The sequence below is a fragment of the Lysinibacillus sp. FSL P2-0066 genome (assembly GCF_037969495.1).
Lineage (GTDB): Bacteria > Bacillota > Bacilli > Bacillales_A > Planococcaceae > Lysinibacillus > Lysinibacillus boronitolerans.
Genome location: NZ_CP150202.1, coordinates 2,044,376 through 2,068,394 on the forward strand (window position 1 = coordinate 2,044,376; position 24,019 = coordinate 2,068,394).

Below are 24,019 nucleotides of genomic sequence, written 5' to 3' on the forward strand. Positions count from 1 at the left end.
AATGTTCTTCTTGCGCCAAAGATAGAATTTAGGTAGAGTTTTTCATAACATCCTAACTTTTTAATAAAGGGGTAAAATAGATGATGCTTAAAAATAGAAAAGTAATAGTAACAGGTGCAGCTTCTGGTATAGGAAAAGAAATTGTTAAACAATGTTTAGATGAAGGTGCTTCAGTACTTGCTTGTGATATTAATGAAGACGCCTTAAGGGAATTAAAACAATCAATGAATGTCCCCTTAGATTTGAATACATATCAACTAGATGTAAGTATTTATGAAGAAGTAGTCAATTTTTTTGGAAATTTGGAAAGAGAACATTGTGATGTAGATAGTTTAGTTAATAATGCAGGGATTTATTTGGGTAAAAATATACTGGATTATCAAACCGAGGAAATTGATAAAGTCATAGATATAAACTTAAAGGGATGTATTTATTTTTCTCAAATGTTCGGGAAATATCTACTTCAGAGCGAACGTACAGGAGTCATCGTGAATATGTCTTCTGTATCAGGTATGGAAGGCAGTTCAGATGCAATATATGGACTCTCAAAAGCTGCTATATTGGGATTAACTAAAAGCTGTGCAGTGAATTTCTCACCATACATCAGAGTTAATGCCATTGCCCCTACAATGGTAAACACTCCTATGATGGATGCAATACCTATTTGGAGAAAAGAGGAATATTTAAATCATCAGCTTATCGATACACCTGTAATGCCTGAAGATGTTGCTGATACTGTTATTTTCCTCTTGTCAGATAGATCAAAGCATTACACAGGTGCGACATTTGATATTAATAATGGTGGATATCTAAGGTAGTTCAAAAACTTATTCAACTGTTTTGCCAAACTAATTATTTACTCAGAAATTTGGCGCTTTTCTCAAATAAGGAAAGCGTCTTTCCTCATGGAAATAAAACAAATGGGATGTTGAGTTGTTCATTAGAAGTTGTTCAATGAAAGGAATCGTTACATAATGATTTTTGGTTAGGGAGGGGTTAGTTCTGTTGATCAAAATGTAGTTCGCCAGTCGAAGAGGCTTGGTGCTCAAATATTAATGCCATTTTGAAGAATCACTTTCAGAAGTAATACATATAAATATGTACCCCACGGTCAATGAAAAAGGTACTTTTGCAATGCAGAGACAAAAGTACCTGAAAACTTCTATATTAGGGTTTTAAAACCACTTTAATGCAACCTTCTTGCTTTGTATCGAATATTTCATATGCATGTTTTGCTTTTTCAAGAGGGAGGACATGTGTAATGATATCACCGACATTCACTTTTCCTTCAGCCATTAGGTTATAGACATGAGGCATGATATGAACAACTGGGGCTTGTCCAGTACGAATCGCTACATTGCGCTGGAATATATCTCCGAGTGGGAAGGCGTTGTATCGACCGCCGTATACACCGGTAATTTGGATTGTTCCTCCTTTACGTACAGCTTGACTAGCAATGACAAGGGCTCCCATAGCACCACCTTGAAGTTTTACGCCACTTGCAAGAAATTCTAGAGGCGTCATTTTTCCGCTCATCCCTACACAATCAATGACAACGTCTGCACCGCCCTTGGTAATCTCTTTCAAGTATTCACCACAATTTTCATGGTCTTCAAAATTAACGATTTCAACGTTATTTGTCTTCTTTGCATGTTTAAGACGATAGCCGATGTAGTCAACTGCGATTACTCTTTCTGCTCCTTTCAACCAAGCAAATTTTTGTGCTAGCAGTCCAACAGGTCCGCAGCCAAGAATAATAACAGTATCTCCTTTCTTTACACCTGCATTATCTACACTCCAAAAAGCAGTAGAGGCGGCATCGGCAAGGAGAACAAGACTTTCATCAGGAACTTCTGATTTTTCTGGAATTTTAAAAGGGATAAAATTGCCATAGGGCACGCGCATAAACTCTGCCTGTCCTCCAGGAAAACCGCCTGTTGTGTCTGAATAACCAAAGTAGGCACCCATTTCGCCATTATCGTTTGCATTATCACATTGACTTTCCAGATCATGATTGCAGTACCAGCATTCCCCGCATGCAATATTAAAAGGAATGACAATCCGATCGCCCTTTTTAACCTTCGTCACATCTTTTCCAACCTCTTCTACGATACCCATTGGTTCGTGACCAATGACATAATCTTGTCCAAGATTCGGAATCATACCATGAATTAAATGCAAGTCTGACCCGCAAATGGCAGTAGTGGTTAAACGAACAATAATATCATCGGCTTTTTTTATTTTAGGGTCTTGTACTTCTTTAACCTCAACATTTTTTACACCTTGAAAAGTGACAGCTTTCATTAAAAAAATCCCTCATTTTCGTTTATTTTTTCGGTGGGGTAGGGAACATTCCTTTTCGATTCATATCTTTAGGGAATAAATCCAACTGGGCAATACTAATCGCATTTTCTGCTGATTTAATATCCAGTTCCTTTTGTCCTGCAAGATCATAAGGTTTTAGCCATTCTTTTTTTACCATCAGTTCAGAAATTTCGAAATATAAATCGACCATGACATCCAGCTGAGTTCTCAAGATTTTCTGAAGAGCAGGAGAAGCTGTTTCTGTTAAGGCAATTGAAAGATTCCGAATACCCGTTTTAGTTGTAAGTAAAAACTCAAGAGCAATCCCCGAATCAGTTAGTTCAGGCATTCCAACTGAATTTATAGGATCTAAATAGTCTTGCATACAATTGTCCTCCTAATATTCCAATTCCGATTTTGAGTAGAGCTTAACCATAGCAGTGAGTGCCGGGGTAGATAATTTTACATTTTTGTCCAATAACGCTCTTAAATCATCATCAAAGACCACACCTTGACTCAGCTTCGATTTAAGTAAACTAGTTGTCATAAAGTTAATGACTTCATGAAATTCCATGGTTTCATGAAGTGCTAATTTTTTCTCAAACACGTAATTCGCACCTCCATAATTTTCTTTAAAAAGTCTTCCCTGTAGCAAGTCTATTTATGCAAATTCGCCTTTGATTAAATCTAAAACTATATTGATAGCTGGAATCTTATTTAAATTTGAATTTCCTCCATATTAACTATGTGAAAATCGTAATACCAAAATTCAAGACGAGTGTGGAATGTCATTTGCAAAGCGTAGGTTAATTTTTTTCTTTGTCTAAAGAAAATGCGGGATGTATCCTAAAGTGCGCTTTTCTGAAATAAGGGAAGCTCCTTTTTTCATAAATGGGTCATTTAATGGAAGAAGGGAGCAACACTTTTTCTAGATAAATTTATATAAAATTGGATATAAAAAAGGACCTTCAGTCTCTATAGCTGTCAGGTCCTTATTTTTTATACTATTTCATAGGTCATTCTATCCTTTCCTACGGGATTATACTGAGTGCCTGTAGGTTCAATTTCAAAAGTAATTTGCAATATAAAGCCCCGAAAATCATTTACTCTTTTAGTTTCAATAACTTCAATTTTCCATGGAGTAACCTGAGGCGAAAAATCCTTTAAAATCTTTGGATAATAATAGTTAGTCGAATCTTTTTCAATATAAGGAGTAAGAAGGCGGCTTTATTCTTAAAATTTAGTGTTTCATGATTTTACATTAAAAAGTTGATTAAGACGAAAAAGGTCGAATACATTATAATATCTGCTCATATCGTAAAATAAGAGGAGATGGGGTTTATTAGAAAGAAATTCCTTATTGTAGTCTTAAGCATCATAGGGGTACTATTATTAAGCTTCGGATTAGCTTGTTTAAATGGTTGTGCTGAAAAAAACATTAGTCCACCACCAAAAAGTGCTGAAATTCAAATGTTAGAAAAGATAGAAGTAAAATTAGTGGGGAAATATAAAATAGGTACCTATAGTATTAATACTCATGTTGATAACAATTCGCAGGATATAGATATTGATGTTCTTGGAAGCCAAGAGTATTATGATTCAGTAAAACATGAAATCAAAGATGTTGTGAGAAATTTGATTAAGTCAACTAAATTTGAAGAATATAATGTTAATGTAAAAAAAGGTGAAATTCGTCAAAGGATAACAGAAGAAGAGTTGGAAAGAAATAATTTATTGGTTGAGATCGCCAAAAAAATTAATAACGAATTATCTAATGCTTATCCAAACAAAATTGATGGAGGAGTAGATTTGAGAATTCCTCCACCGGAAGCTCCCCAAGAACTAATTGTGGAAGTAAGTACATTGTTAGATGGGGAAAAACAAGAAGCTCTTGGTAGGGAAATAGAAAGGACAATATATACTACATTAGAGAAAAAGTTAGCCTCTAATAAACTTTTAAAAGAAAGTACCGTGAAAATATACATTTATAATAAGAATAAAGAAAAAATAAAAACTTAATGTAAACTCCCTTATCAACTAAAATAGAGAATTGTACTCCATCACTTGCATTAAGATGACCAAGTTGAACAGTTCCCTTACTAGATGAAATACCCAATTATCTCCTAAACAATAATCAATCTTTATTATAAAATTCAAACTAGATAAATCAAGTACCAACTGTTTTGATCAAACTTTGTTTTTTACTACCGTGCATCTGCTACTGTATGCAGCTATTAATCTTATGACAATTATTTGCAACCAGTAAACTAATAGTCATTCGCATGAATGTATTTTATTACAGACACAATAATAAACAGCAAAATTTAAATTATCAAATTGATTTAATATTTATTACTAAATTTGAAATTTTGCTTACACGCCACCAAGAATTAATAATATTATAGTGGCCACAACAAGCCCCAAAACTAGCCCTAACTTTGTGCATTATTTTGCGTTACTATGTAATGTAAAGAAAAATAAAAAACCCCAAAAGCTGCATATAACAGGCTTTTAGGGCTTTGTAGGGTACATATTACAAAATATAAAAATTAGTCCGTGAAACATAAAGATGATAAGTAACCTAACATTAATAAAAGACCAATACCCATTGCGATGCTCATGCTTTGTACCTCCTTTAAAAAAACGACACATTATTCATAAATATTGTACAATGAATTATAGAAATATGAAACCTTTTAATGGCGAGAACGTATATAATAATAGGAGAATTACCAATTTGTACATAAAGAGTAGGTGACAATAAATGAAAACGTGGGTTAAGAAAAGTATAGTCATCATGGTTGCGTTTTTAACATTTGGTTTAATAACGCCTACACATGAGATTTGGGAAGCATTTGATCAAAATCCTTCGAACCGTGCATCCATCGGCCCTTCATCAGGGACAAGCACTGCTTTAGCTGCTGAGCATGAAGATAGCAGTGACGAGCAGCTACAGATACAAGAGGAAGCGATTGATTATAATGCCTTACTTGTGGATGCGGCTAGAGAACAATCGTACATAAAATTTGGCACAAAAATTGGTCCGAAAATTAGCAATGAATTTGACAGCATCATCTTCCCGAAAATGGAGGAAGCCATTGCAATGACAGTGGCTAATCTTGATGATCAAACTGCTGCATCTTTAACCATCTCTGAAAGGCCAAGTGGTAATTATGGTGAGAAAATTTTCAATGTCATCAACAATGAAACAGGCACAGATTTAATTCGTTTCCATGTGCGTACAGAAAAAAGACCGCAGGAAGGCTACTACTACAACTTCCATTACCACAGTGTCGAGGACAACTTCATGGCACACAACAACCTTGGCGATATCTATTGGGAAAAAAACACACCACCTAAGTGGTTGTCATAATAAGTACAAAACACTCGTTTACATGACGAGTGTTTTTTTGTGAATATCTCAGCGTTTGTAAAAAGTCATTGAGTTATAACTTTTAATTTTTCAGAGTGGGGGAGGTAGGGGAAAGCATGTACCCTAAAAAGTACCCCAAATTCTTAATTTTTTGATTTTCTTAGATTTATCAATTGAATTGTAGCGATAGCTGATATCAATAGCTACATTGAGCACTCTCGATTGAAGGTGCTTTCCATCAAGATGAACAGGACTCGTGTTTATGATTAATTATCCTATATGCAAGTCCTTTTGTTATACTTTCATAGCCTCTCCCTTAACTACACATAGGGCTTTATAGCACCATTTAGACAACAATATAAAAGAAAGGTGACTTTTATAGTCACCTTTTCACTTATATAGCCATTTATTTATTGAATATTTGCTCATAACGGTGGAAGAATGCCACTGCGTGCGCTCTTGTTAGAGAATCATTTGGTTTAAACTCTGCATCCGTTTTAGTAGTTGTTAAGTCGAAGTCACGTAGAAACTGGATGGCTTCTGGCTGAGATACTGTTTTTCCATAATGCATAGATGCTAGGATACGAGCAAAATTACCACGTGTGATGTCTTTGACTGCATATACCTGTTTAGACGTTGATATACCACCAAGCGTTGGTAGAGCGTACTTACTTGCTAGTTGATAGTTTACATCTGCACTCCATGAAGAACTAGGTTTTGTTGAAGCTAATTCATCAGACTTAAAGTAACGGAAAAGTACAGATAACATCTGATTTTCTGTTAAATTCGTGTTTGGTTTCAGTAAGTTTTCGTATTTCTTTGTTGCAGGGTTGTATACGTTTGGATAACCGCTGATAAGTCCTTTGTTTACTGCCCATTGAAAATCCTCTGCCCAGTACTGGTCTGCCTTGTAATCAGCGAACTTTGATACATCTATACTACCTACTGGAGTTGTAGGAGTTGTAGGTGTTGAAGCTGAGTAGTTTAAATAACTTGATGCTACATACCCCTCTGTCCCGTCATTTCTTTTCACAGGATACCAAACAAAATGGTTTTTCTTCGTTGATACGGCTTCATATTCAAAAGGGCCCGTAATGGTAACAATTTCGCCTTTACGTAAAGTACCCATAGAAGGACTATCCGTAGTAGGTTTTGTCCTAACTGTTACATTAGTTGTTGCATTAACTTTTTGATTTGTTTTAAAAAAGTACTTTGATTTTGTTAATGGTAAATCAAAATCGTAGTTCATCACTGAAAATTTAATATTTTCCCTGCTGTTAGAGTCATATTGAAAATGTTCGCGTGTAAAAGGCAGCTCTGTTAAGTCTATTAATTCTAATCTCTCAATAATTCGGAGAATTCTTTCTTGATAGGCATTTGCATTTCTTTCCCCAGTTGCTTGGACAAATGGACTATTTACCGGCTTAGTACCATTATAAGCCATGATAGCGAAGTACCAATGTTCCAATATATCTCTTTCCCCACTGTTGATGCTAGGCAAATCCTTCCGCTTAAACATATCATCTAGAGTCTCCACACCAGCTCGAATATTATAGACAATATCGCTTTTTAGTCTATCTTGATTGTAGTCAGCTTGATTTGTAATTTGCATAATGCCAATTCCATTATCAGCTGTCACAATCGCTTTACCATTCATATCGAAATGACGCCAATTTCCACTTTCACCTTCCGCTATTGCCTTCACAATTTCAGGAGGAACATTATAACTCAGTGCTGTTTCGGTTAACAAACAGTTCATTGTGGAATAATCAGGGTTGACCTTCGATGCCGAATCATACTTACATGTATTTGCAATATCATTAGCTAATACATTTTTATCTATATTTATAGTTAGAGAGAGGGCACCAATGACAATACCACTAATCAATGGTTTCAATATCTTTTTCATATCTGGTTATTACACTTCCTTTCATATTTTCCAAAGTTAAAAGATTCAGATATATGTTATCATAAACCCAATATTTGGGATAGGGGTAATATAAATGTTTCTTTCATTTAACAGGGGAGAGTGATAAATGATAGCCCTAACATATATTGATTTGGTGAAAGGGTTGTAAATAGTGAGTTCATTGAAACAAGCCCAAGCCAAATCTATATCTACGCCGCATATGCGGAAGATGTATTTGGTCTGAGAACCGACCTTAGAGGAGTCCATGTAACCAAGTAGTACGTCTATCTAATACTCGATTCGTCTGAGGGCTGTTCTGAGAAGGTAGACAAGAGAACAAGCACACCAACTAATGATGTGCTACCACAATCTCATCATAACTTTTTTATAAGCTTACACTTCTCTACACCAACATTTGTAAACATGTTACACTATACCAAACAACGGATTGTTCAGTTTTTTAACTAACAGATGCTTTAGTAAATGAAGAAAAGGTTCTACATATTAGTCATATCTAATATGTAGAACCCTTTAACTTTCTATCTTTATTAAAATTAGGTCTTGATAAATCGAATTATTGGATAAATATAAGCACCTTAAAATCACAGATGCAGTAATCTTAGATTATAAAGAAAATCCGTTTACTATGCTGGTGGGCAAACAATTAAGTAACGATAAGTATCAACCACTCGCAAATGTAGAATTTGGATTCAAGCCAGAGGAAAAAACTGCATTCAGGGAAATAAAATGAATTTAAGTTAAGTTCCCCAAAGGAATATTAAAAAATATACAAAAATATTATAATCTAAAAAGCACGATAAGCTATGAATACTTGATATTAAAGTAATCTAAAAAATAAAAACTATAAGATACCAACCCACTTAGACTCTGGGAAAAAAACACACCACCTAAGTGGTTGTCATAATAAGTACGAAACACTCGTTTACATGACGAGTGTTTTTTTGTGCGAAAACGCAATTCTGAAAGCCGAAATTTCGAGATGATGGGGAAATATCAAGGCTTACTTGGTATTGAAGGTATTCAAAATGAACCTACTCAACAGGAAATAATTATAGTCCCATCCCAAAATGCCTTCTGCCAATATTTCAATAGGCAAGGAAAATGAAGAAATCAGTCGCTTGATGGAGGAATGTAGGATTAAATTTGTCTTTTCTTGCGCTTACCCGGGAAATTTTTTTATTTCCTCAACTTACATTTGAACTTGTTAAAGGGAAATAAGGGGATATGAAAGTACGACTCAAATTGATTTCAAACAGATATAAGAAAAATAGCTACCTGCCAGAATTAAAAGCTAAAGCGAAAATTTTATCCTGAAGGAATCCTAAAAAATTTGCTGTTATTGTGAGAAACAAAAAACCGGCAAGGATGCCGGCTGCGGATGTTGAAGGAAAGCTATTTTTGATTGTTTTCGTTAGCAAATTTACCAGAAGCAAATTTTTTGTTTGCTTCAGCTTGTTGAATTTGTTGTCTGATTTGGTTCACATCAGTTTCATTCCCAAATTCAACGTTCGTTGATCTCATTGCATTCATAGAACCAGAAGCCTGTTGCTTTTTAGCTTCAGCTTGTTGAATTTGTTGTCTGATTTGGTTCACATCAGTTTCATTCCCAAATTCAACGTTCGTTGACTTCATTGCGTTCATAGTACCAGAAGCCTGTTGCTTTTTAGCTTCAGCTTGTTGAATTTGTTGTCTGATTTGATTTACGTCAGTCTCATTCCCGAATTCAACATTCATTGAATTCATTGCGTTTGGAGCTGCATTAGGAATTTTTGAGTTGAAATTTTGATTGTTGTTTTTATTCGCCATTAAGAATCACCTCCTGAAAAGTAGTTTGTACAGAAGGTTTTTTACTATCCATACATTTTTGAAAAAACTAACCGATTTGTGTTGAAGGGACATCTAGCTTTCCAATTACATAGTTTAAGAAATCTTGTTTTCCTGTATAATTGTAGTAAGTTCATACTTGTGTTTAGAGATTGGAGAAATGTATGAAAGATCGTAAACAAATCGTTATCGAATCCACATTACAATTATTTACAGAAAAAGGATATCAGCATACATCTGTTCAGGATATTTTAGATAAGGCGAATATTTCCAAGGGTACATTTTATAATTATTTTTCATCTAAAAATGAATGTCTGAAAGCCGTATTAGAGCAAAATCGCCTAGAACGAAATGTTTTAAAAGAGGAAATTTTAGTTGGTAAGAAAAAAGATGATGTAAACGTTTTGATTGAACAATTAATCGCCACATTAAAAATTAAAGAAAAATATAATTTAATGCCTTTATTTCGAGAAATCTCCTTTTTGCATGATGAAGAGCTGCAAGAAATTCTTGCGGAACATCGCTTTCATGAAATCACATGGTTAAAAAACAGATTCTATGATATTTATGGAGAAGAAGGAAAGCACTATTATTATGAGTGTGCGGTCGTCTTTTTTGGCACATTCCAATATTTGTCTTTTTATTGGAATTTGGCTACTAATATGATGATAGATCTAAAAAAAGTGGTTACTCGGTCATTGAAATATGTAGAAAGTTTTCTGCCAGAAATGATTAAGAGTGGAGAAATTCTATTAGAGCCACAGGAAATGTTTTTATTAGAAAAGGATTTAGCGTATAAGTCCATTACTAGTAAAGAAATACAGGAGAAATTAGAGAAATTTTGTAAAAAAATCTCGACAATCGAACTTCCACAAAAATCACTCGAACTCTCTAGCTTACTTTTGGATGAAGTGAAGAGAGAAACACCCCGCATGAGTGTTTTAGAGATCATGCTACAGCCATTTCGTGCTTCTTTCGCTGAAACGATTTATAAATATGAAGCTGAAGAAATAGCCAACCTTTTCTGGCTCTTTATAAAGATGCAAAACAAACAGCAAGGCATAAATAAATGATTAAATGACGAGACCAGCTTTTTATCATAAAGTTGGTTTTTTTCTTGGTTCTATAATATTTTTTTGGGTTCTATAATATTTTTTGGGGTATTTACACAATTACACGCATAAAAAAAGCACAGATTCACTGATTTATATATACTTGAATTGTCGAGAAACAAGTAATAGAAAGGTGAACTGTGCAAATGAATTTTAACATGAATATCCCAGGATTAAAAGATGTAGAGATTACGAAAGTAGAAGAAGTAGGCGATCGAATCGCATTGTATGTGCAATTGCCTAAGTGCACGCATCCATGTCCAGTTTGTGAAAAAAAAACATCGAAGGTTCACGATTACCGTATACAAAAGATCAATCATTTAAAATGGTTTGAACGTTTAACTATTCTTTTCTATAAACGTCGTCGTTATGTTTGTGATTGTGGAAAGCGTTTCTCTGAAAAATCCCCCTTCGTAGATAAATATCAACGTTACTCAAAGGAATGGAATCAAGTAGTGAGTATACGTGCTATTAAAGCTAAAACATTTAAAGAAGCTGCAGAAGTGCTAGGTACATCAACCACGACGGTTATTCGCCGTTTTAAAAAGGTAGCGAAAAAACAATTAGTAGAGGGTGTACGTTTACCAAAAGCAATTGCGATTGATGAGTATAAAGGCGATACAGATGCAGGTACGTATCAGTTAATCATTGCGAATGCGGAGACGCGCGAACCGATTGATATTTTACCGAATCGTAAAAAAGAAACCATAAAAAATTACCTAAGTCAGTATGGAGCAGATGTTGAGATAGTGGTCATGGATATGAATCCAAGTTTTAAAGCAGCTGTTCGTCAAGCGCTAGGTCGACCTGTTATTGTGGCAGACCGGTTTCATTTTAGCCGTTATATCTATTGGGCAATGGATGAAGTGCGCCGACAAGTACAAAAAGAATGGGACAAATACAATCGTACAAAGTGTAAACGTATGCGTCATGTATTGTATAAACGTGCATCTAAATTATCACCGAAACAACAGTGGTACTTACAGCGTTATACAGAAATGTCTGAAACATTAAAAGTAGCTCATGAATTAAAGGAAGCCTATTGTGAATGGTTTGATTGGGCAAAGACAAAAAATGATGTTGTAGAAGTGAAGAAGCGATTACTAGCTTTTTACCGTAAGGTAGAAGAGACAAAATTACCAGCTTTCTTAAAAGCCATTCAAACATTGAAGAACTGGCAAGTAGAAATCTTAAATAGCTTTAGTTTTGGTTATTCCAATGGCTTCTTGGAAGGCATTAATAATAAAACAAAAGTGATGAAACGGAATGCATATGGCTTTCAGCGTTTCGATCACTTTCGAGCAAAAATCTTATTAAATTTAAAGTATAAAGAAATCGGAGTTCATCTGGGTTAATGTGTTAAAAGATTACACCACCCCAACATTTGACTTAGAACCTTTTTCTTTTAATCCCATCGACTTTACGTTGTATTGTAACGTGTCATTTTTCATAAAGCGGAAATAATAAAAGTCTCTACCAATTATACTTTGATCTATAATTTCTGCTTTTACTCGATTCATGGTGAAACCCATAAGCTCACGATAGAAGACAATACTCTCTCGGTTCAGGTGAATTGCTAATTCAGGAAGTGCTATAATAATTTTACAGATTGTAGAGGTGGAGAGAGCTTGTGAAAGAAATAAGAGTACTATGGATGACTACATTTAAAATATTTTTAGAATTAATAAGAATTATTATCCTTTTTTTCATTATTGGATGCGTAATGTGGGGATGCGTCAAGTTAATTTATACCTCTTTAGGAATAAATGTTGATGGTTCATACGCTGGATGGCTGGGCGGAAGCGCAATATATAGTTTACTGTTTGTCCTCTATCGTAATAAACTGCAATTTTTAGGATTTTATAATGGTCCATATCGCCAAAAATTATCCCCTAAAAGCACTACCACTCTTATTACGGTTTCCGTTTTTTTATTATTACTGCCGCTTTTTTGGCGTCCTGATTTTTAATAGAGTTTCATTTGATACATAAAAAAGAATGAAAAGAGGGTTACTAGTGAAAGAATGGAAGGACAGGGTAGAAGTATCTTTTGTCACGAATATTTCCCGATTCGATTACCTGAACCAGCAAATTCAAGCAGTGGCTGAAAAGTTTAGTTTCAATCATCAGCAACTTGCGAAAATATTTGATTTACCAATGACTGAGCTAGATAGTTTATTGAATAACAAGGCCAGTATCACGACGGAGCAGCTGGATAAGATTGAACGAAAAATAGCGATGTTATGTGCTGGCTTTGAAGGCATTGATGTAAGGGAAAGAGCCGCATTGCTTTTGAATGACCTCATTAAGGATTACATGTTTTCAACGGCGAGTGTCGCGAAAATGATTCATGTAGAGGAAAAGGACTTAAATGATTTTAGACAAGCCTTATCGATGGATAAAAACGTAGAATTGAAAATTTGCGTGAATAGTATCATGCTTCATTTTGTATTACATGACTAATGACAAGCCCTGGTATTTTGGACTAAATCATTCATAAAGGAAGAATAAAAAATCTTCTCATCTTCGCTGGCATTCTTCATGACTTCCACGCTTTCCTTCATACATAGTAATGACGAGAACCACACAAATTAACCTCAAAAAGTATGGAGGTTCCTAAATGAAAAATGCCAATAGAGTGTATGTGCTTTTATTTATCGTAGTTTTCTCATTTTCTACAACCGTATATGCAGAAGAAAATAAAGAGGGTATTCTTGTATACCATGTGAAATATGATTATGAAGCTATAAGTAAATTTTTGGGCATGACAATGCAGGAATACGACCAAGAGTGGGGGAAAGGTCTTTCGATTGCAGAGATGGCGGAGAAAAAAGGAATTGCTAGAAGAGATGTAGAAGGCTATTTTTATCAATTTCATTATGAAGAAATGCAAAAATGGCGAAAAAAGGGTGTCATGACGGAGAAACACTATTTCCATCTTGTCTACGGATTAGCGGATGAAATAGAGGAATTTATTGATCGTAATCCCAACCGATAACATTTTTCTAAACCCGAAAAGTTAATCTTTTAAAGTTAAAAGGCAGAAAGGTTGCTTGCACAACATTTCTGCCTTCGTTCATTTATTTTTGTGTTATACGCTCGAAAAATTCCAGTGTTCTGTGCATATCCGTAACATGTTCATTGCATGTTTGACTATCTGCACAAATGTAATTACTGTGGTTGGTAAACGTGCCAACCACCTGTCCTTTAATGGACGTAGTAAATAAGCCTACATCTGAATGGCGATTACAGATAGCGCAAATGCCGCGAACCGTGTTATTGGCAAATATTCCTTTGATCCCTTTTAGCTGCCCATTTTGCTCAAGGACAACATATTTTCGATGTGTGCCAGCATCATCCCAGGCAAGATAACAAATTTGCTGAAAATCGAGTGCTTCTAGATTTGGTAGCTTGAGCTTCTTTTCCTTTTTAAATAAGGCTTTAAGCGTACTAGCGGTCACCGGCTTGAACGGGATGACATATGGTTTTAATTGCTCTAAAAATGCATCACCTTGTGCACGATCTGTGACAGTAAAAAGCTGGTCAATCAGCATTGTTTCTGCTGCTGATAATGCTAATTTTGTCGTTACCTCCGTGTCAACAAGGCCACGTACTGCTAGGATAACGTTTTTATCCTTTGTTGTTGTCAGTGCATGTAAAATTTTATTTAATTGCTGTTCTAGTAAATGATAGTTGGCAACCGTTAAAAACGGCTGAATTGTTTGTTGTTCCATTTGAAATCTCTCCTGTTTATTAGGCTATTTGATTACTTTTTGGCCTAAAGAGATCATTCAATTTCTGTTAGTTTATAACTTAATCTTGACCTCTTTGACCTAAAGAAGTCGTTCTAGAGCATGCATTACAAGTGAATGCTATCATGTCGATTCCTCCTTGAAAGAAAACTACCATTATTATAACAGCTTTTGACAATTTGATAAATGATAAAGCACTGTTTATTTTCTGAATTGTTGGAAAGGTAATAAATTGGTATAATGGACTGAATTGGTTAATGAAGGGGGATTTATGATGAAACAGATGAATGAACGTAAATTAATGAATGCTTGGAGAATTTATACATTGTAGGAGGCACTATGCTATTAAATAAAGAAGGTTTTGATTTATGGGCCGATGGATACGACCAAACGGTACAACACAGTGAGGAAAAGTATCAATACCCATTTGCAGGCTATAAAGAGATTTTAAATAAAATTTTCAATGAAGTGATGGCTGTTCCGGCTTCCACAGTTTTAGATATTGGCTTTGGAACAGGGGTATTAACGGCGAAGCTTTATGAACAGGGGCATTCGATTTATGGCTTTGATTTTTCTGCGAACATGATTGCCATTGCCAAGGAAAAAATGCCAGAGGCTCACTTAATGGAGTGGGATTTAATGAATGGCTTGCCACAGGAGCTATTACAGCAGCCCTATGATGCGATTATTAGTACGTATGCGCTCCATCATTTTACAGATGAGCAAAAGGCTTTGTATATCACACAATTATTACAGCACCTATCACCAACAGGGAAAATTTTAATTGGCGATGTAGCTTTCCAGACAAGAGAGCAGCTGGAGCAATGTCGTCAAGATAGCAAGGGATACTGGGATGAGGATGAATTTTACTTTGTCCATGAGGAGCTAAAGGTCGCCTTACAGGAAATATGTGAGTTAGCATTTTACCCACTATCGCATTGTGGTGGAGTCTTTGTGATTAGTCGGAAGAATATAAATGCTGATTAGTGACCCCTTATATGGGGAGTTTGAAATAGATGGTTTGTTAGAGGAATTGATTGTAAGTAAGCCAGTTCAACGCTTAAAGGAAATTCATCAGGCTGGGGCAGGCTTTCTAGTAAATAGCAGGTGGACTATTTCAAGATTTGAGCATTCTGTAGGTGTTATGCTGCTTATTAGACAGCTTGGCGGTTCATTGCAGGAGCAGGTGGCAGGCTTATTACATGATGTGTCCCATACCGCTTTTTCCCATGTGGTGGATGTTGTCCTTGAAAATGAGGCGGAAGATTACCATGAAGCGATATTCATGGATGTTATCAAACAGTCTTCGATACCTGCGATTCTTGAAAAATATGGCTACGAGGTAGAGAACATACTAGATACATCCAGATGGTCGTTACTTGAACAACCTGCTCCAGCATTGTGTGCGGATCGTATAGATTATACATTAAGAGATATGTATTTTTATGGAAATTTAGCCTTGGAAGATATCCAAAAATTTTTACAGGACTTATTCGTTTTTCAGGGGAAACTGTGTGTTAAAACGATTGAGCGTGCAGAATGGTTTGTAAAAATTTATTATCAGGAAGTGTTAGATTTTTTCTTGCACCCTTTAAATATCTATGCGACTAGTTCGTTAGCAAATGTATTAAAACTGTCGCTAGCAAAACAAATTCTAACGCTTGAAGATTTCCTAAAAACTGATCATGAGGTATTGCAGCAGATGAAGGCTTCACATGATCAAGACGTTCTTGCTCTTTTACAACAATTACATGAAAATGTAGAGGCAAGAGAGGAACAAGAGAATTATGACATTCATTTTCGCAATAAAGTGCGACTCATCGACCCAGCTATCTATCATCAACAGCGACTATGGAAGGCGAGCGAGATATCTAACCATGTCAAAGCAATGAATGTCTCTGCTTTGGAAAGGTTTGAGCAGGGAGTTTATGTGAAAATAATCAATGAGGAGCTGTCATAGGGCAGCTCCTTTTCTTTAGGCAAACATGGATAAAATATATTTGCCAGAAAGCATAAATACGGCATAGACAGCGAGCGCACTCATAACGGAAATGCCTGGTTTAAACCAGCTTGTTAGGAGGAACACGAGCACGGTAAATAACAGCATGCCAACCGCTCCAAATACCGTGTTTTGAAGAACAGTATGAAAGGTATCTTCTTTCATATTTTTCATTTGCATGCCCATATTAATGAGCGTCAATATCGGTAAGGCCGTAATAATACCTGATAAAAATAAATACTTAGATTGGCTAAGTAGTAGCGCTAGCACCATGATTGTGCCACCTACTAAAAAATAGAGAAAGTATAACATGGGATGCCCTCAATTAAATTCAGAATAGAGTAATAATACTGTAGAACGTAAGTGTTCACAAGTACCCATTGATACTATTTAGCAAGAAGCGCAGAAAGATAGATGTTTATGAAAAATAGATAGAATTTTTGGGAGGGGGTGAGTAGTAATGTCCATTCTATCCTTTATGCTTTTATATGTAGTAGGCATACCAATCTCTACGCTGCTGCATGAAATTGGGCATGCATTGGGTGTTATAGTATGTTCAAAGGAACGAGCCCATGTTTATTTAGGTGCAAAAAATCTTCCTGAAAACTTGCGTATAGGTCGTATACATTTCCATATTCGATGGGGATTGTTTGGCTTCTGTACCCCACAAAAAGGGAGTAGCTTAACGCGCAAGCAGTCGCTAGGATTTATAGCGGGTGGTCCTATCATGACTTTAGCAGTATTACTTTTTGCCAGCTATCTAGCCCGTTATTTTGCTGCTTATGCAGGGATACACTATTTTTTCAATAGCCTTTTTTATTTAAATACTTTTCAATTTCTTGCAACAGCAGTACCGCTAATTTATCCAAACTGGTATAAGCCCTATGCAGGATTACCATCAGATGGCTATCAAATGCTAAGCTTACTGAAGAAAAATATCTGAAAATATAAACTTTAACGAGTTAGCTTTTAATATATCGTAATATACGATATAATCGTGTTGAACGATATATTAAAGGAGTTAATACGATGATTAAAGATATAAATGATTATTTTACAACGATATTCTATCATCTACATACAACCCATGAAGATGTTATTTCCCATCAAAGCGTGCGTATTTTGCAAATGATTCAAAAGGAAGCGGAAGTGACGGTGCGTGATATTGCAGGGTTATTAAACATTTCTCCTAATACGGCGTCAGAGCATGTGAAAAAGCTAGAGCGTCATGGCTGGGTGATGAAGGAGCGAGCAAGTGACGATCAGCGTAAGGTCATGTTGCATTTAACAGAAGAAGGGCTACAAGTGCTGAAGAAAAACTCGGAGCTAGATGATGATAAGCTACAGCATGCCCTTAATCAGCTAACTGAGCAGGAGCAGCAAGCCATTCTACAGGCGTTTCGACGTCTAAGTGAGGTGGCAAAATAATGTATACATTCTTTAAAATTTTGAGTTCAGCAGCTATCATTGGCGTTGTGACGGAGGTTGCACGACGATTTCCTACCTATGGAGGCATTATTGCTGCGTTGCCATTGGTGAGTATTTTAAGCATTATCTGGCTGACAGTGCAAAGTGAGTCGAGTGAGCATATTCAGCGCTTTACGGTGGGCGTTATTGTTGGCTTGCCCGCAACGATGTGCATGCTATTTGTGATTTACATGGCGATGAAATCGTCCTTGCATATTGTACTAGCTATTGGACTTGGTGTGCTGTCCTGGGCTGTATTTTTAGGCATACAAAAGGCGATTGCAGGGGTTTTTCATATTTCCATTTAAGAAGGAGTTTAGAGAATGACGATTATTACCATAAATCAAGTACCAAAACAAACTGTACGTGATTTTTTTCAGGAGCATTGGGGTTCAACGGAAATGGTCATCTCCAGTGGCATTTATGACTGTAGTAATTTAGCAGGCTTTGCTTTTATGAATGAGCAAGAAATGATGATCGGTTTAATCACCTATATCGTGCGGGAAGAGGACTGTGAAATCATTTCGTTAGATAGTACGGTCGAGGGAAGAGGTATTGGTTCTGCGCTTGTGAAAGCGGTAGAACAAGCAGCAAAGGAGCAGGGTTGTACAAGCATATCACTCATTACAACAAACGATAATTTACATGCATTGAAATTCTATCAAAAACGTGGCTATTGTTTAATAGAAATACTGCGTAATGCAGTTGAAAAAGCAAGAGCCTATAAGCCTTCTATCCCACTCATCGGCGATGACGGTATTCCAATACGAGATGAAATACGTTTACAAAAACAACTTGACTGTCAATAAGTCAGGTTGTTTTTTGTTATACTGGTGAAGGAAAGAGAGGGAAAGTATGAAAAAAATACTATTTATTTTAATGCTGAGTGTGCTTTTGGTCGGAGCAATCTTTATGATTTATCTCAAAAGCAATCCACCACTTGTTATTCAAAGCTATACCAGCAAACAAGGCAATGAAGCAGTTAAAATCATCGCACTTGAAAATACTGGGCTGCGTGAAATAAAGCTGAAGCAAATACTGGTGAATGAGCAGCGATCTAATAACGCTAAACTTATAATAAGTAAGGCAGAACCTTTTGAGGCGGAAACAAAGCTAGAGGGAAATGACCAACTATCTTTTCATAACTTAGCACAGCGGACGATCGTACCTCGAAGATACATAAATCAACAAGCTATTGGCGAGCAGCCACAGCATTATGCTGTTCAAGTTCAAGCATCTAACAACCAAAAAGTAACAATTTACTATGAATATTTAAAAATACCTTTTACACTAACAGTTGAGCTTCAAGCCAACAAATAATCACTTTTTGTCTTATCCTTTATGCCTGTGTCATTTTCTAAGATTGTTTGGTGAAAAGCTCCTATCCCTCCTAGAACATGGTAATATTGTAATAACAGCAATTGTGATACTAGGAGGGACCTAATGGCATTTATCATCTTGTGTATAGTACTAATTATCTGTGTTATCACTGTGGCTTTAGGGTTTATGAAAAAGCTTTCGAAAAATGATATTATGCTTGAAGTGACAGCCACTTGTGAAGGGAAAAATGAAGACAATCAAGCGATTATGAAGATATATTTTAGGTATTCCATTGGACGTCTTGCAAGAAGGAAAAGAGAAATGATAGGCAGTATTGAATGGTCTGAAGGATGGATGCCTGTCAGCTATAATTTAAAAGAACATGGCGTGTATGATGAAGAACGACTTCTGTATGCAACGAATGAGCAAACGTATTCCACCTTTGAAATCAATGCGACGAATGCGCTTGATGAGCAAGGACGGGGAGAGGGCTACGTGGTCCTTGTATTGGAAAAGCCAAATACCTCTCATATGTCCCGAGCGGGTGTTATTCTCGCTGTGACAGCCAATATGGTTACATATCAATTATCAGACTCGACAAGCTGGCACAATGATATGCTAGCGAACTAGCTATCCAATGGATTGGATAGCTTTTTTGTATTTACAAGTAAAAATAGGTTGTATATGGAACCAATTGGGGAAAATAACGTATAGAAAGAAGAAGGACTTGCAGGAGGAAGGAGGATGTAGATGTCCGAACAACATAGCAAAAACTATGATTCAAGGCTCGTCACACTAGATGAGCAAATATGTGCACTTTTGCAGCAACGAAAAGAGCAATCAGCTCATACTCCAGGCTTTCCATCGGATGATACCATTTCAAAATGGGCAAAGCAATATGGATTTGATGACACTTTTTTAGCGATGTTCTTCCAATTGATTAAATCAGAAAAATACTATACATCAAACGTAGAACCAACAGGCTTCCGTCACTATATCCCTGTGTTGAAAACGGTAGAAGGGGGAGAGCGTTTGTATACGGTTTCTTATGTTCGTCAATATGACAATGCAAGTGTAGTGCAATTATTAATCGATTGGGATGAGCAGCAAGAACAACAGCTAACGATTCAGCAAAAATTACAACGAAATCATTTTGGCCTATACATCGATGAGTCCTATGAATGTCGAAGTAAAGGTACAGGCGGCTCAAATGGTCATGAAAGCAGTACGTACGTGGTGACACCACCCTTGCCAGATGATTTAAGGGGACTGCATTTTGTTTTTACAGAATACGAAGATGTCTTTGAAGAAAAGCCTACAGGATGGGCTGTTACCATACAAGGTTAGGGGGATGTTGAATGAAAAAATGGATGCTTCCACTTGTCCTCGTCATCCTATTGACGGCTTGTCAAAGCCCTGAGCAGGAGATACATTATATCGCTAAAAGTGAGCATTGGAAAGCCATCTATCATAGTAATGGCGAGGTGGGCTTGCGCTTATTTTATCTGGGAGATGATGATGATTTAGGGCCTTTAGAAATTACGATTGAGGGGACAAAAGAATCCAAAAATTTAAGTGATGTTCAGTTAAATAAAGATGGCTATTATTCCTTCACAAAAAAAGAAAGTGAGAAAATCTTTAAACGAGAAACAAAGCCTTTGATCCATGTAGAATGGCAAGCTGGAGATGAGACCTTAGAGGTGAAAAATCATTAGGAGGTAATAATAATATGCGAATTGAACAGCGCGAGGATATAGTGGTAATTGATGGCCTTGAAATCAGCGGAACGATTCAAAAAAATCAACAATGCTTGAGTTGTCAAAATGCCATCATCTATGATGACACGTTCGATAGTTATTTTTGTGCGATGTGTAATAAGTGGCAAGAGGCGGCATGTGATGACCCGCATTGTCACTACTGTGTACATCGTCCAGAACGCCCATTGCCAATCCATCGCTAAATTTTTTCTTATTTTAGGGTTTGACAAAGAATTCGCTATTCGTTATAGTAATTAACAATTTCATACAAAAATGAAATGGGCAATGATAAGGACAAGAGATTCGATTAACCATTTTTAGAGAGGGAGGCCTTGGCTGCAAGCTTCCTAATGTCGTAATCCTATCTTACTACCTTGGAGCCGTGCTTGGAAACTTGCACCGTTTTTTTGCGACGTTATAGCAAAATCAATGAGCCACTAGCTAATAAACTAGTGGGAATTTGGGTGGAACCACGGGTAAACAACACATACTCGTCCCTTAGTAGGGACGGATATGTGTTTTTTTTATCTACACAATTATGCTGAGGTGTAATTGATTTTATTACTAAAAAAGGAGTAGAGAACATGTCAAATCAACGTATTCACATTCAATTTCCAGATGGTCAACAGCAAGCACTTCCAAAAGGTGTGACACTAACCGATATTGCACAAGCGATTCGTCCAGCGCTTCGCAAAAAGGCAGTCGCAGGGAGTGTTAACGGAACCATCATTGATTTGACGCGCCCGATTATGGAAGATGCACAAATTACATTGTACGATGCAAGCTCAAAGGAAGGGATCGAGGTCATTCGTCATTCTACGGCCCATTTATTAGCTCAGGCAATTAAACGACTTTATCCACATGCACAATTTGGGGTAGGACCAGTCATTGAAAATGGCTTTTATTATGATATAGATATTGCTGATACACTGACACCGAGTGATTTGCAGGAAATTGAAAAGAAAATGAAACAAATTGTACAGGAAAATATTCCGATTCATAGACGTGAGGTTTCACGTGAAGCAGCGAAGCAATTATTCGCTCATGATGCGTTAAAGCTAGAGCTGTTAGAGGCCATACCTGCTAATGAGCTTGTTACGATATATGAGCAGGGGGAGTTTTACGATTTATGTCGTGGTCCACATGTCCCGTCTACAGGCAAGTTACAGCATTTTAAATTAATGCATGTGTCGGGCGCTTACTGGCGAGGTGATAGCAATAATCAAATGCTTCAACGTATTTATGGCGTTGCCTTTGCGACAAAGGAAGAACTTCACGATCATTTTGTCTTTTTGGAGGAAGCAGAAAAGCGGAATCATCGCAAGCTGGGAAAAGAGCTGTCTTTATTTATGTTTTCAGAGGAAGCACCTGGCATGCCCTTCTATTTAGCAAACGGTCAAATTTTACGTAATGAACTGGAATCGTACTTGCGACATTTACAAGCAAAATATGACTATAGAGAAGTACGGACACCACTCATGATGAACCAACGCCTATGGGAGCAATCGGGCCACTGGGATCATTATAAGGACAATATGTATTTCACACAGGTGGATGACCAAAGCTTTGCCTTAAAGCCGATGAACTGTCCAGGGCATATGCTGATTTTCAAAAATGCCTTACATTCCTATCGGGATTTACCAATACGTATGGCGGAATTTGGGCAAGTGCATCGACATGAATTTAGTGGTGCCTTGAATGGTCTATTACGTGTACGAACTTTTTGTCAGGATGATGCCCATATTTTTGCAACACCACAGCAAATTGAGGATGAAATTGCGCTGGCCTTAAAGATTATAGATGAAGTGTACAACGTCTTTGGATTTGCATATACGATTGAATTATCGACACGACCAGATGATTATATGGGTGATTTGGCACTGTGGGATCAAGCAGAAGCAGCACTTGAAAATGTCCTAAACAATTTAGGTATTGCCTATACAATTAATGCAGGGGACGGGGCTTTCTATGGACCGAAAATTGACATCCATATTAAAGATGCAATTCAGCGCAGTCATCAATGTGCAACGGTTCAGCTTGATTTCCAGCTACCAGAGAAATTTGATTTAACATATATTAATGAACACAACGAAAGGGTGAGACCTGTTGTCATTCATCGTGCAGTGTTTGGCTCAATTGATCGCTTCTTAGGTATTTTAATCGAGCATTTTGGCGGCGCATTCCCAACTTGGCTGGCACCACAGCAAGTGCAAGTTATTGGGGTAGCAGAGGCACATCAAGGCTATGCCAAGCAAGTTGTTGAAGCTTTACAACAGGCACAAATCCGTGTGCAATTCGATGATCGCCAAGAAAAGCTCGGTAAAAAGATACGTGAAGCCCAATTACAAAAAATACCCTATATTGTGGTTATCGGGGATCGTGAGGTTGCCAGCCAAACTATAGCTGTTCGTAGACATGGTCAGCAAAACTCTACTAATAAGTCACTACAGCAATTAATAGAAGAAATCACAGCAGCCATTCAACAAAAAAGTTTAACTTAATTCAAGTAAAGAAAGCTTGCGATGAATATTCGTCATTCATCGCAAGCTTTTCAATTGTTAAAAAATTTTTACTTCTATTTTTTTGAAATGACTACTAGAATCTACATGGTGTGCATACAATGAATTAAAGGTGCTTGGAACTTTCTTGAAAAAGCGAATGTCCCAGTATTACTTCTTCTGTTTCAGCGTCGATGACAAGAAATTTGCGATAGGATTCATCGGTATTGTGCTGAAAGGATGCTAAAAAATAAACTTGTCGATTGGGATGAATAAAAGTATGTTGAGAGAGGTCTATTGTTTCCTGTTTACCATCTGTTTGTAAATAAAAACGTTTTGTCGCATTTGCTACATCTTTAAAAGCCATCTTTTGACGAATATTCAATGAAGCATTGGCATATTCCTCATAAATCGCACGATTAAGCTGCTGATAAAATTTGTCCTCATCACGAAACGATTGAAATTGGTTGTTTGGGTATTGATATAGTGTATTTATTTCAGTTGGTGTGCAAAGTGTGGGTGTTGTATGGTCTACTGAATGTTGAGGTGGCAATAATATTTTGGAAACAACCATAAAAGTTAAGATGAATACGTGCATCATTCAACCTCCAAATGTTTTCTTATCAAAAACATCGCCTACTTTTTCATTCTCTATACATTCTGAGAAATGGCTAGGTGAATGCA

At 36.6% G+C, this 24,019-nt stretch carries 29 protein-coding genes and 1 pseudogene; 20 read left to right on the plus strand and 10 right to left on the minus strand.

The features are described from left to right. Window positions 1-83 precede the first annotated feature (83 nt). Entirely contained in the window at window positions 84-818 is a 735-nt protein-coding gene (locus MKZ14_RS10095) for an SDR family oxidoreductase (protein ID WP_333006686.1), read from the plus strand. 349 nt (window positions 819-1,167) lie between these two features. Here the strand turns inward: MKZ14_RS10095 and MKZ14_RS10100 are convergent, their stop codons facing one another. The 4 genes and pseudogenes from MKZ14_RS10100 to MKZ14_RS10115 form a co-directional block, all read right to left on the minus strand. Beyond that, the gene (locus tag MKZ14_RS10100; RefSeq protein WP_333006672.1) at window positions 1,168-2,304 is read right to left on the minus strand and encodes a zinc-dependent alcohol dehydrogenase; all 1,137 of its coding nucleotides are present in this window, start codon (window positions 2,302-2,304) and stop codon (window positions 1,168-1,170) included. Between the two features lie 22 nt (window positions 2,305-2,326). Further along, window positions 2,327-2,689: a spore coat protein gene (locus tag MKZ14_RS10105; protein WP_048394572.1), complete on the minus strand. Its 363-nt coding sequence runs from the start codon at window positions 2,687-2,689 to the stop codon at window positions 2,327-2,329. A 12-nt stretch (window positions 2,690-2,701) separates the two neighbouring features. Then, complete coding sequence (locus tag MKZ14_RS10110) at window positions 2,702-2,911, minus strand: hypothetical protein (RefSeq protein ID WP_016993944.1); 210 nt, start codon at window positions 2,909-2,911, stop codon at window positions 2,702-2,704. A 392-nt stretch (window positions 2,912-3,303) separates the two neighbouring features. Continuing rightward, window positions 3,304-3,513 (minus strand): annotated as a pseudogene (locus tag MKZ14_RS10115) (DUF3888 domain-containing protein); the annotation flags it as partial. 123 nt (window positions 3,514-3,636) lie between these two features. On the opposite strand from MKZ14_RS10115, the gene MKZ14_RS10120 reads away from it, so the two are divergent. Then, window positions 3,637-4,323 carry a hypothetical protein gene (locus MKZ14_RS10120; protein WP_312126891.1) on the plus strand — a complete coding sequence of 229 codons (687 nt, stop codon included), beginning with the start codon at window positions 3,637-3,639 and terminating at the stop codon, window positions 4,321-4,323. A gap of 745 nt (window positions 4,324-5,068) precedes the next feature. Further along, window positions 5,069-5,677 (plus strand): YpjP family protein, encoded by a 609-nt coding sequence (locus tag MKZ14_RS10125; RefSeq protein ID WP_339280891.1) that lies wholly within the window; start codon window positions 5,069-5,071, stop codon window positions 5,675-5,677. Window positions 5,678-6,083: 406 nt separating this feature from the next. Here MKZ14_RS10125 and MKZ14_RS10130 read toward each other — a convergent pair whose 3' ends face one another. After that, on the minus strand, window positions 6,084-7,586 hold the full coding sequence (locus MKZ14_RS10130; RefSeq protein ID WP_339280892.1) for an SH3 domain-containing protein: 1,503 nt from the start codon (window positions 7,584-7,586) through the stop codon (window positions 6,084-6,086). A 1,413-nt stretch (window positions 7,587-8,999) separates the two neighbouring features. Beyond that, window positions 9,000-9,413 carry a gamma-type small acid-soluble spore protein gene (locus MKZ14_RS10135; protein WP_016993940.1) on the minus strand — a complete coding sequence of 138 codons (414 nt, stop codon included), beginning with the start codon at window positions 9,411-9,413 and terminating at the stop codon, window positions 9,000-9,002. A gap of 182 nt (window positions 9,414-9,595) precedes the next feature. Here MKZ14_RS10135 and MKZ14_RS10140 point away from each other — a divergent pair, with 182 nt between their 5' ends. Next, window positions 9,596-10,504, plus strand: a complete 909-nt coding sequence (locus MKZ14_RS10140; protein WP_333006669.1) for a TetR/AcrR family transcriptional regulator — start codon at window positions 9,596-9,598, stop codon at window positions 10,502-10,504. Window positions 10,505-10,683: 179 nt separating this feature from the next. Further along, entirely contained in the window at window positions 10,684-11,898 is a 1,215-nt protein-coding gene (locus tag MKZ14_RS10145) for an ISL3 family transposase (protein WP_333007013.1), read from the plus strand. A 12-nt stretch (window positions 11,899-11,910) separates the two neighbouring features. Here the strand turns inward: MKZ14_RS10145 and MKZ14_RS10150 are convergent, their stop codons facing one another. After that, window positions 11,911-12,063 carry a hypothetical protein gene (locus tag MKZ14_RS10150; protein WP_339280893.1) on the minus strand — a complete coding sequence of 51 codons (153 nt, stop codon included), beginning with the start codon at window positions 12,061-12,063 and terminating at the stop codon, window positions 11,911-11,913. A 110-nt stretch (window positions 12,064-12,173) separates the two neighbouring features. On the opposite strand from MKZ14_RS10150, the gene MKZ14_RS10155 reads away from it, so the two are divergent. The 3 genes from MKZ14_RS10155 (at window position 12,174) to MKZ14_RS10165 (ending at window position 13,540) form a co-directional block, all read left to right on the plus strand. Then, the gene (locus MKZ14_RS10155) at window positions 12,174-12,512 is read left to right on the plus strand and encodes a hypothetical protein (protein ID WP_333006279.1); all 339 of its coding nucleotides are present in this window, start codon (window positions 12,174-12,176) and stop codon (window positions 12,510-12,512) included. 46 nt (window positions 12,513-12,558) lie between these two features. After that, window positions 12,559-13,005 carry an HTH domain-containing protein gene (locus tag MKZ14_RS10160; RefSeq protein ID WP_333006280.1) on the plus strand — a complete coding sequence of 149 codons (447 nt, stop codon included), beginning with the start codon at window positions 12,559-12,561 and terminating at the stop codon, window positions 13,003-13,005. Between the two features lie 157 nt (window positions 13,006-13,162). Next, window positions 13,163-13,540 (plus strand): hypothetical protein, encoded by a 378-nt coding sequence (locus MKZ14_RS10165; protein WP_258858986.1) that lies wholly within the window; start codon window positions 13,163-13,165, stop codon window positions 13,538-13,540. 82 nt (window positions 13,541-13,622) lie between these two features. Here MKZ14_RS10165 and MKZ14_RS10170 read toward each other — a convergent pair whose 3' ends face one another. After that, window positions 13,623-14,276: a FusB/FusC family EF-G-binding protein gene (locus tag MKZ14_RS10170; protein ID WP_333006281.1), complete on the minus strand. Its 654-nt coding sequence runs from the start codon at window positions 14,274-14,276 to the stop codon at window positions 13,623-13,625. 357 nt (window positions 14,277-14,633) lie between these two features. Between MKZ14_RS10170 and MKZ14_RS10175 the strand changes: the two genes are divergently transcribed. Beyond that, the gene (locus MKZ14_RS10175) at window positions 14,634-15,281 is read left to right on the plus strand and encodes a class I SAM-dependent methyltransferase (protein WP_333006282.1); all 648 of its coding nucleotides are present in this window, start codon (window positions 14,634-14,636) and stop codon (window positions 15,279-15,281) included. Next, on the plus strand, window positions 15,271-16,254 hold the full coding sequence (locus MKZ14_RS10180) for an HD domain-containing protein (RefSeq protein WP_333006283.1): 984 nt from the start codon (window positions 15,271-15,273) through the stop codon (window positions 16,252-16,254). The genes MKZ14_RS10175 and MKZ14_RS10180 overlap by 11 nt, the downstream gene beginning before the upstream one ends. A gap of 15 nt (window positions 16,255-16,269) precedes the next feature. On the opposite strand, the gene MKZ14_RS10185 is transcribed toward MKZ14_RS10180, so the two are convergent. Further along, window positions 16,270-16,566: a hypothetical protein gene (locus MKZ14_RS10185; RefSeq protein ID WP_016993933.1), complete on the minus strand. Its 297-nt coding sequence runs from the start codon at window positions 16,564-16,566 to the stop codon at window positions 16,270-16,272. A 187-nt stretch (window positions 16,567-16,753) separates the two neighbouring features. On the opposite strand from MKZ14_RS10185, the gene MKZ14_RS10190 reads away from it, so the two are divergent. The 10 genes from MKZ14_RS10190 (at window position 16,754) to thrS (ending at window position 23,338) form a co-directional block, all read left to right on the plus strand. Continuing rightward, the gene (locus MKZ14_RS10190; RefSeq protein WP_339280894.1) at window positions 16,754-17,236 is read left to right on the plus strand and encodes a hypothetical protein; all 483 of its coding nucleotides are present in this window, start codon (window positions 16,754-16,756) and stop codon (window positions 17,234-17,236) included. An 86-nt stretch (window positions 17,237-17,322) separates the two neighbouring features. Further along, complete coding sequence (locus tag MKZ14_RS10195) at window positions 17,323-17,721, plus strand: MarR family transcriptional regulator (RefSeq protein WP_016993932.1); 399 nt, start codon at window positions 17,323-17,325, stop codon at window positions 17,719-17,721. Next, window positions 17,721-18,068, plus strand: a complete 348-nt coding sequence (locus MKZ14_RS10200; RefSeq protein ID WP_312126912.1) for a DUF3147 family protein — start codon at window positions 17,721-17,723, stop codon at window positions 18,066-18,068. Before MKZ14_RS10195 ends, MKZ14_RS10200 begins: the two co-directional genes overlap by 1 nt. A 15-nt stretch (window positions 18,069-18,083) precedes the next feature. Continuing rightward, window positions 18,084-18,569: a GNAT family N-acetyltransferase gene (locus MKZ14_RS10205; protein WP_312126914.1), complete on the plus strand. Its 486-nt coding sequence runs from the start codon at window positions 18,084-18,086 to the stop codon at window positions 18,567-18,569. A 46-nt stretch (window positions 18,570-18,615) separates the two neighbouring features. Continuing rightward, window positions 18,616-19,080, plus strand: coding sequence for a hypothetical protein (locus MKZ14_RS10210; protein WP_016993929.1), 465 nt, complete (start codon window positions 18,616-18,618; stop codon window positions 19,078-19,080). A 123-nt stretch (window positions 19,081-19,203) separates the two neighbouring features. Further along, a complete protein-coding gene (locus MKZ14_RS10215; RefSeq protein ID WP_036080724.1) occupies window positions 19,204-19,710 on the plus strand; it encodes a hypothetical protein in 507 nt (168 codons plus the stop codon). 120 nt (window positions 19,711-19,830) lie between these two features. Then, complete coding sequence (locus tag MKZ14_RS10220; protein WP_339280895.1) at window positions 19,831-20,427, plus strand: hypothetical protein; 597 nt, start codon at window positions 19,831-19,833, stop codon at window positions 20,425-20,427. Between the two features lie 11 nt (window positions 20,428-20,438). Next, window positions 20,439-20,795 (plus strand): hypothetical protein, encoded by a 357-nt coding sequence (locus MKZ14_RS10225; RefSeq protein WP_036080721.1) that lies wholly within the window; start codon window positions 20,439-20,441, stop codon window positions 20,793-20,795. Window positions 20,796-20,809: 14 nt separating this feature from the next. After that, on the plus strand, window positions 20,810-21,040 hold the full coding sequence (locus MKZ14_RS10230; RefSeq protein WP_339280896.1) for a hypothetical protein: 231 nt from the start codon (window positions 20,810-20,812) through the stop codon (window positions 21,038-21,040). A 381-nt stretch (window positions 21,041-21,421) separates the two neighbouring features. Then, on the plus strand, window positions 21,422-23,338 hold the full coding sequence (gene thrS, locus MKZ14_RS10235; protein WP_339280897.1) for a threonine--tRNA ligase: 1,917 nt from the start codon (window positions 21,422-21,424) through the stop codon (window positions 23,336-23,338). 124 nt (window positions 23,339-23,462) lie between these two features. On the opposite strand, the gene MKZ14_RS10240 is transcribed toward thrS, so the two are convergent. Then, window positions 23,463-23,933, minus strand: a complete 471-nt coding sequence (locus MKZ14_RS10240) for a hypothetical protein (protein ID WP_016993924.1) — start codon at window positions 23,931-23,933, stop codon at window positions 23,463-23,465. Window positions 23,934-24,019: the final 86 nt, after the last annotated feature.

What these genes read in the sequence shown, in the direction of transcription:
- MKZ14_RS10220 (WP_339280895.1), top strand. Translation starts at nt 19,831, where the DNA reads ATGTCCGAACAACATAGCAAAAACTATGATTCAAGGCTCGTCACACTA.
- MKZ14_RS10150 (WP_339280893.1), bottom strand. Translation starts at nt 12,063, where the DNA reads ATGAATCGAGTAAAAGCAGAAATTATAGATCAAAGTATAATTGGTAGA.
- MKZ14_RS10165 (WP_258858986.1), top strand. Translation starts at nt 13,163, where the DNA reads ATGAAAAATGCCAATAGAGTGTATGTGCTTTTATTTATCGTAGTTTTC.
- MKZ14_RS10170 (WP_333006281.1), bottom strand. Translation starts at nt 14,276, where the DNA reads ATGGAACAACAAACAATTCAGCCGTTTTTAACGGTTGCCAACTATCAT.
- thrS (WP_339280897.1), top strand. Translation starts at nt 21,422, where the DNA reads ATGTCAAATCAACGTATTCACATTCAATTTCCAGATGGTCAACAGCAA.
- MKZ14_RS10205 (WP_312126914.1), top strand. Translation starts at nt 18,084, where the DNA reads ATGACGATTATTACCATAAATCAAGTACCAAAACAAACTGTACGTGAT.
- MKZ14_RS10225 (WP_036080721.1), top strand. Translation starts at nt 20,439, where the DNA reads ATGAAAAAATGGATGCTTCCACTTGTCCTCGTCATCCTATTGACGGCT.
- MKZ14_RS10215 (WP_036080724.1), top strand. Translation starts at nt 19,204, where the DNA reads ATGGCATTTATCATCTTGTGTATAGTACTAATTATCTGTGTTATCACT.
- MKZ14_RS10210 (WP_016993929.1), top strand. Translation starts at nt 18,616, where the DNA reads ATGAAAAAAATACTATTTATTTTAATGCTGAGTGTGCTTTTGGTCGGA.
- MKZ14_RS10240 (WP_016993924.1), bottom strand. Translation starts at nt 23,933, where the DNA reads ATGCACGTATTCATCTTAACTTTTATGGTTGTTTCCAAAATATTATTG.
- MKZ14_RS10195 (WP_016993932.1), top strand. Translation starts at nt 17,323, where the DNA reads ATGATTAAAGATATAAATGATTATTTTACAACGATATTCTATCATCTA.
- MKZ14_RS10190 (WP_339280894.1), top strand. Translation starts at nt 16,754, where the DNA reads ATGTCCATTCTATCCTTTATGCTTTTATATGTAGTAGGCATACCAATC.
- MKZ14_RS10230 (WP_339280896.1), top strand. Translation starts at nt 20,810, where the DNA reads ATGCGAATTGAACAGCGCGAGGATATAGTGGTAATTGATGGCCTTGAA.
- MKZ14_RS10200 (WP_312126912.1), top strand. Translation starts at nt 17,721, where the DNA reads ATGTATACATTCTTTAAAATTTTGAGTTCAGCAGCTATCATTGGCGTT.
- MKZ14_RS10185 (WP_016993933.1), bottom strand. Translation starts at nt 16,566, where the DNA reads ATGGTGCTAGCGCTACTACTTAGCCAATCTAAGTATTTATTTTTATCA.
- MKZ14_RS10095 (WP_333006686.1), top strand. Translation starts at nt 84, where the DNA reads ATGCTTAAAAATAGAAAAGTAATAGTAACAGGTGCAGCTTCTGGTATA.
- MKZ14_RS10130 (WP_339280892.1), bottom strand. Translation starts at nt 7,586, where the DNA reads ATGAAAAAGATATTGAAACCATTGATTAGTGGTATTGTCATTGGTGCC.
- MKZ14_RS10135 (WP_016993940.1), bottom strand. Translation starts at nt 9,413, where the DNA reads ATGGCGAATAAAAACAACAATCAAAATTTCAACTCAAAAATTCCTAAT.
- MKZ14_RS10175 (WP_333006282.1), top strand. Translation starts at nt 14,634, where the DNA reads ATGCTATTAAATAAAGAAGGTTTTGATTTATGGGCCGATGGATACGAC.
- MKZ14_RS10125 (WP_339280891.1), top strand. Translation starts at nt 5,069, where the DNA reads ATGAAAACGTGGGTTAAGAAAAGTATAGTCATCATGGTTGCGTTTTTA.
- MKZ14_RS10140 (WP_333006669.1), top strand. Translation starts at nt 9,596, where the DNA reads ATGAAAGATCGTAAACAAATCGTTATCGAATCCACATTACAATTATTT.
- MKZ14_RS10100 (WP_333006672.1), bottom strand. Translation starts at nt 2,304, where the DNA reads ATGAAAGCTGTCACTTTTCAAGGTGTAAAAAATGTTGAGGTTAAAGAA.
- MKZ14_RS10105 (WP_048394572.1), bottom strand. Translation starts at nt 2,689, where the DNA reads ATGCAAGACTATTTAGATCCTATAAATTCAGTTGGAATGCCTGAACTA.
- MKZ14_RS10180 (WP_333006283.1), top strand. Translation starts at nt 15,271, where the DNA reads ATGCTGATTAGTGACCCCTTATATGGGGAGTTTGAAATAGATGGTTTG.
- MKZ14_RS10120 (WP_312126891.1), top strand. Translation starts at nt 3,637, where the DNA reads ATGGGGTTTATTAGAAAGAAATTCCTTATTGTAGTCTTAAGCATCATA.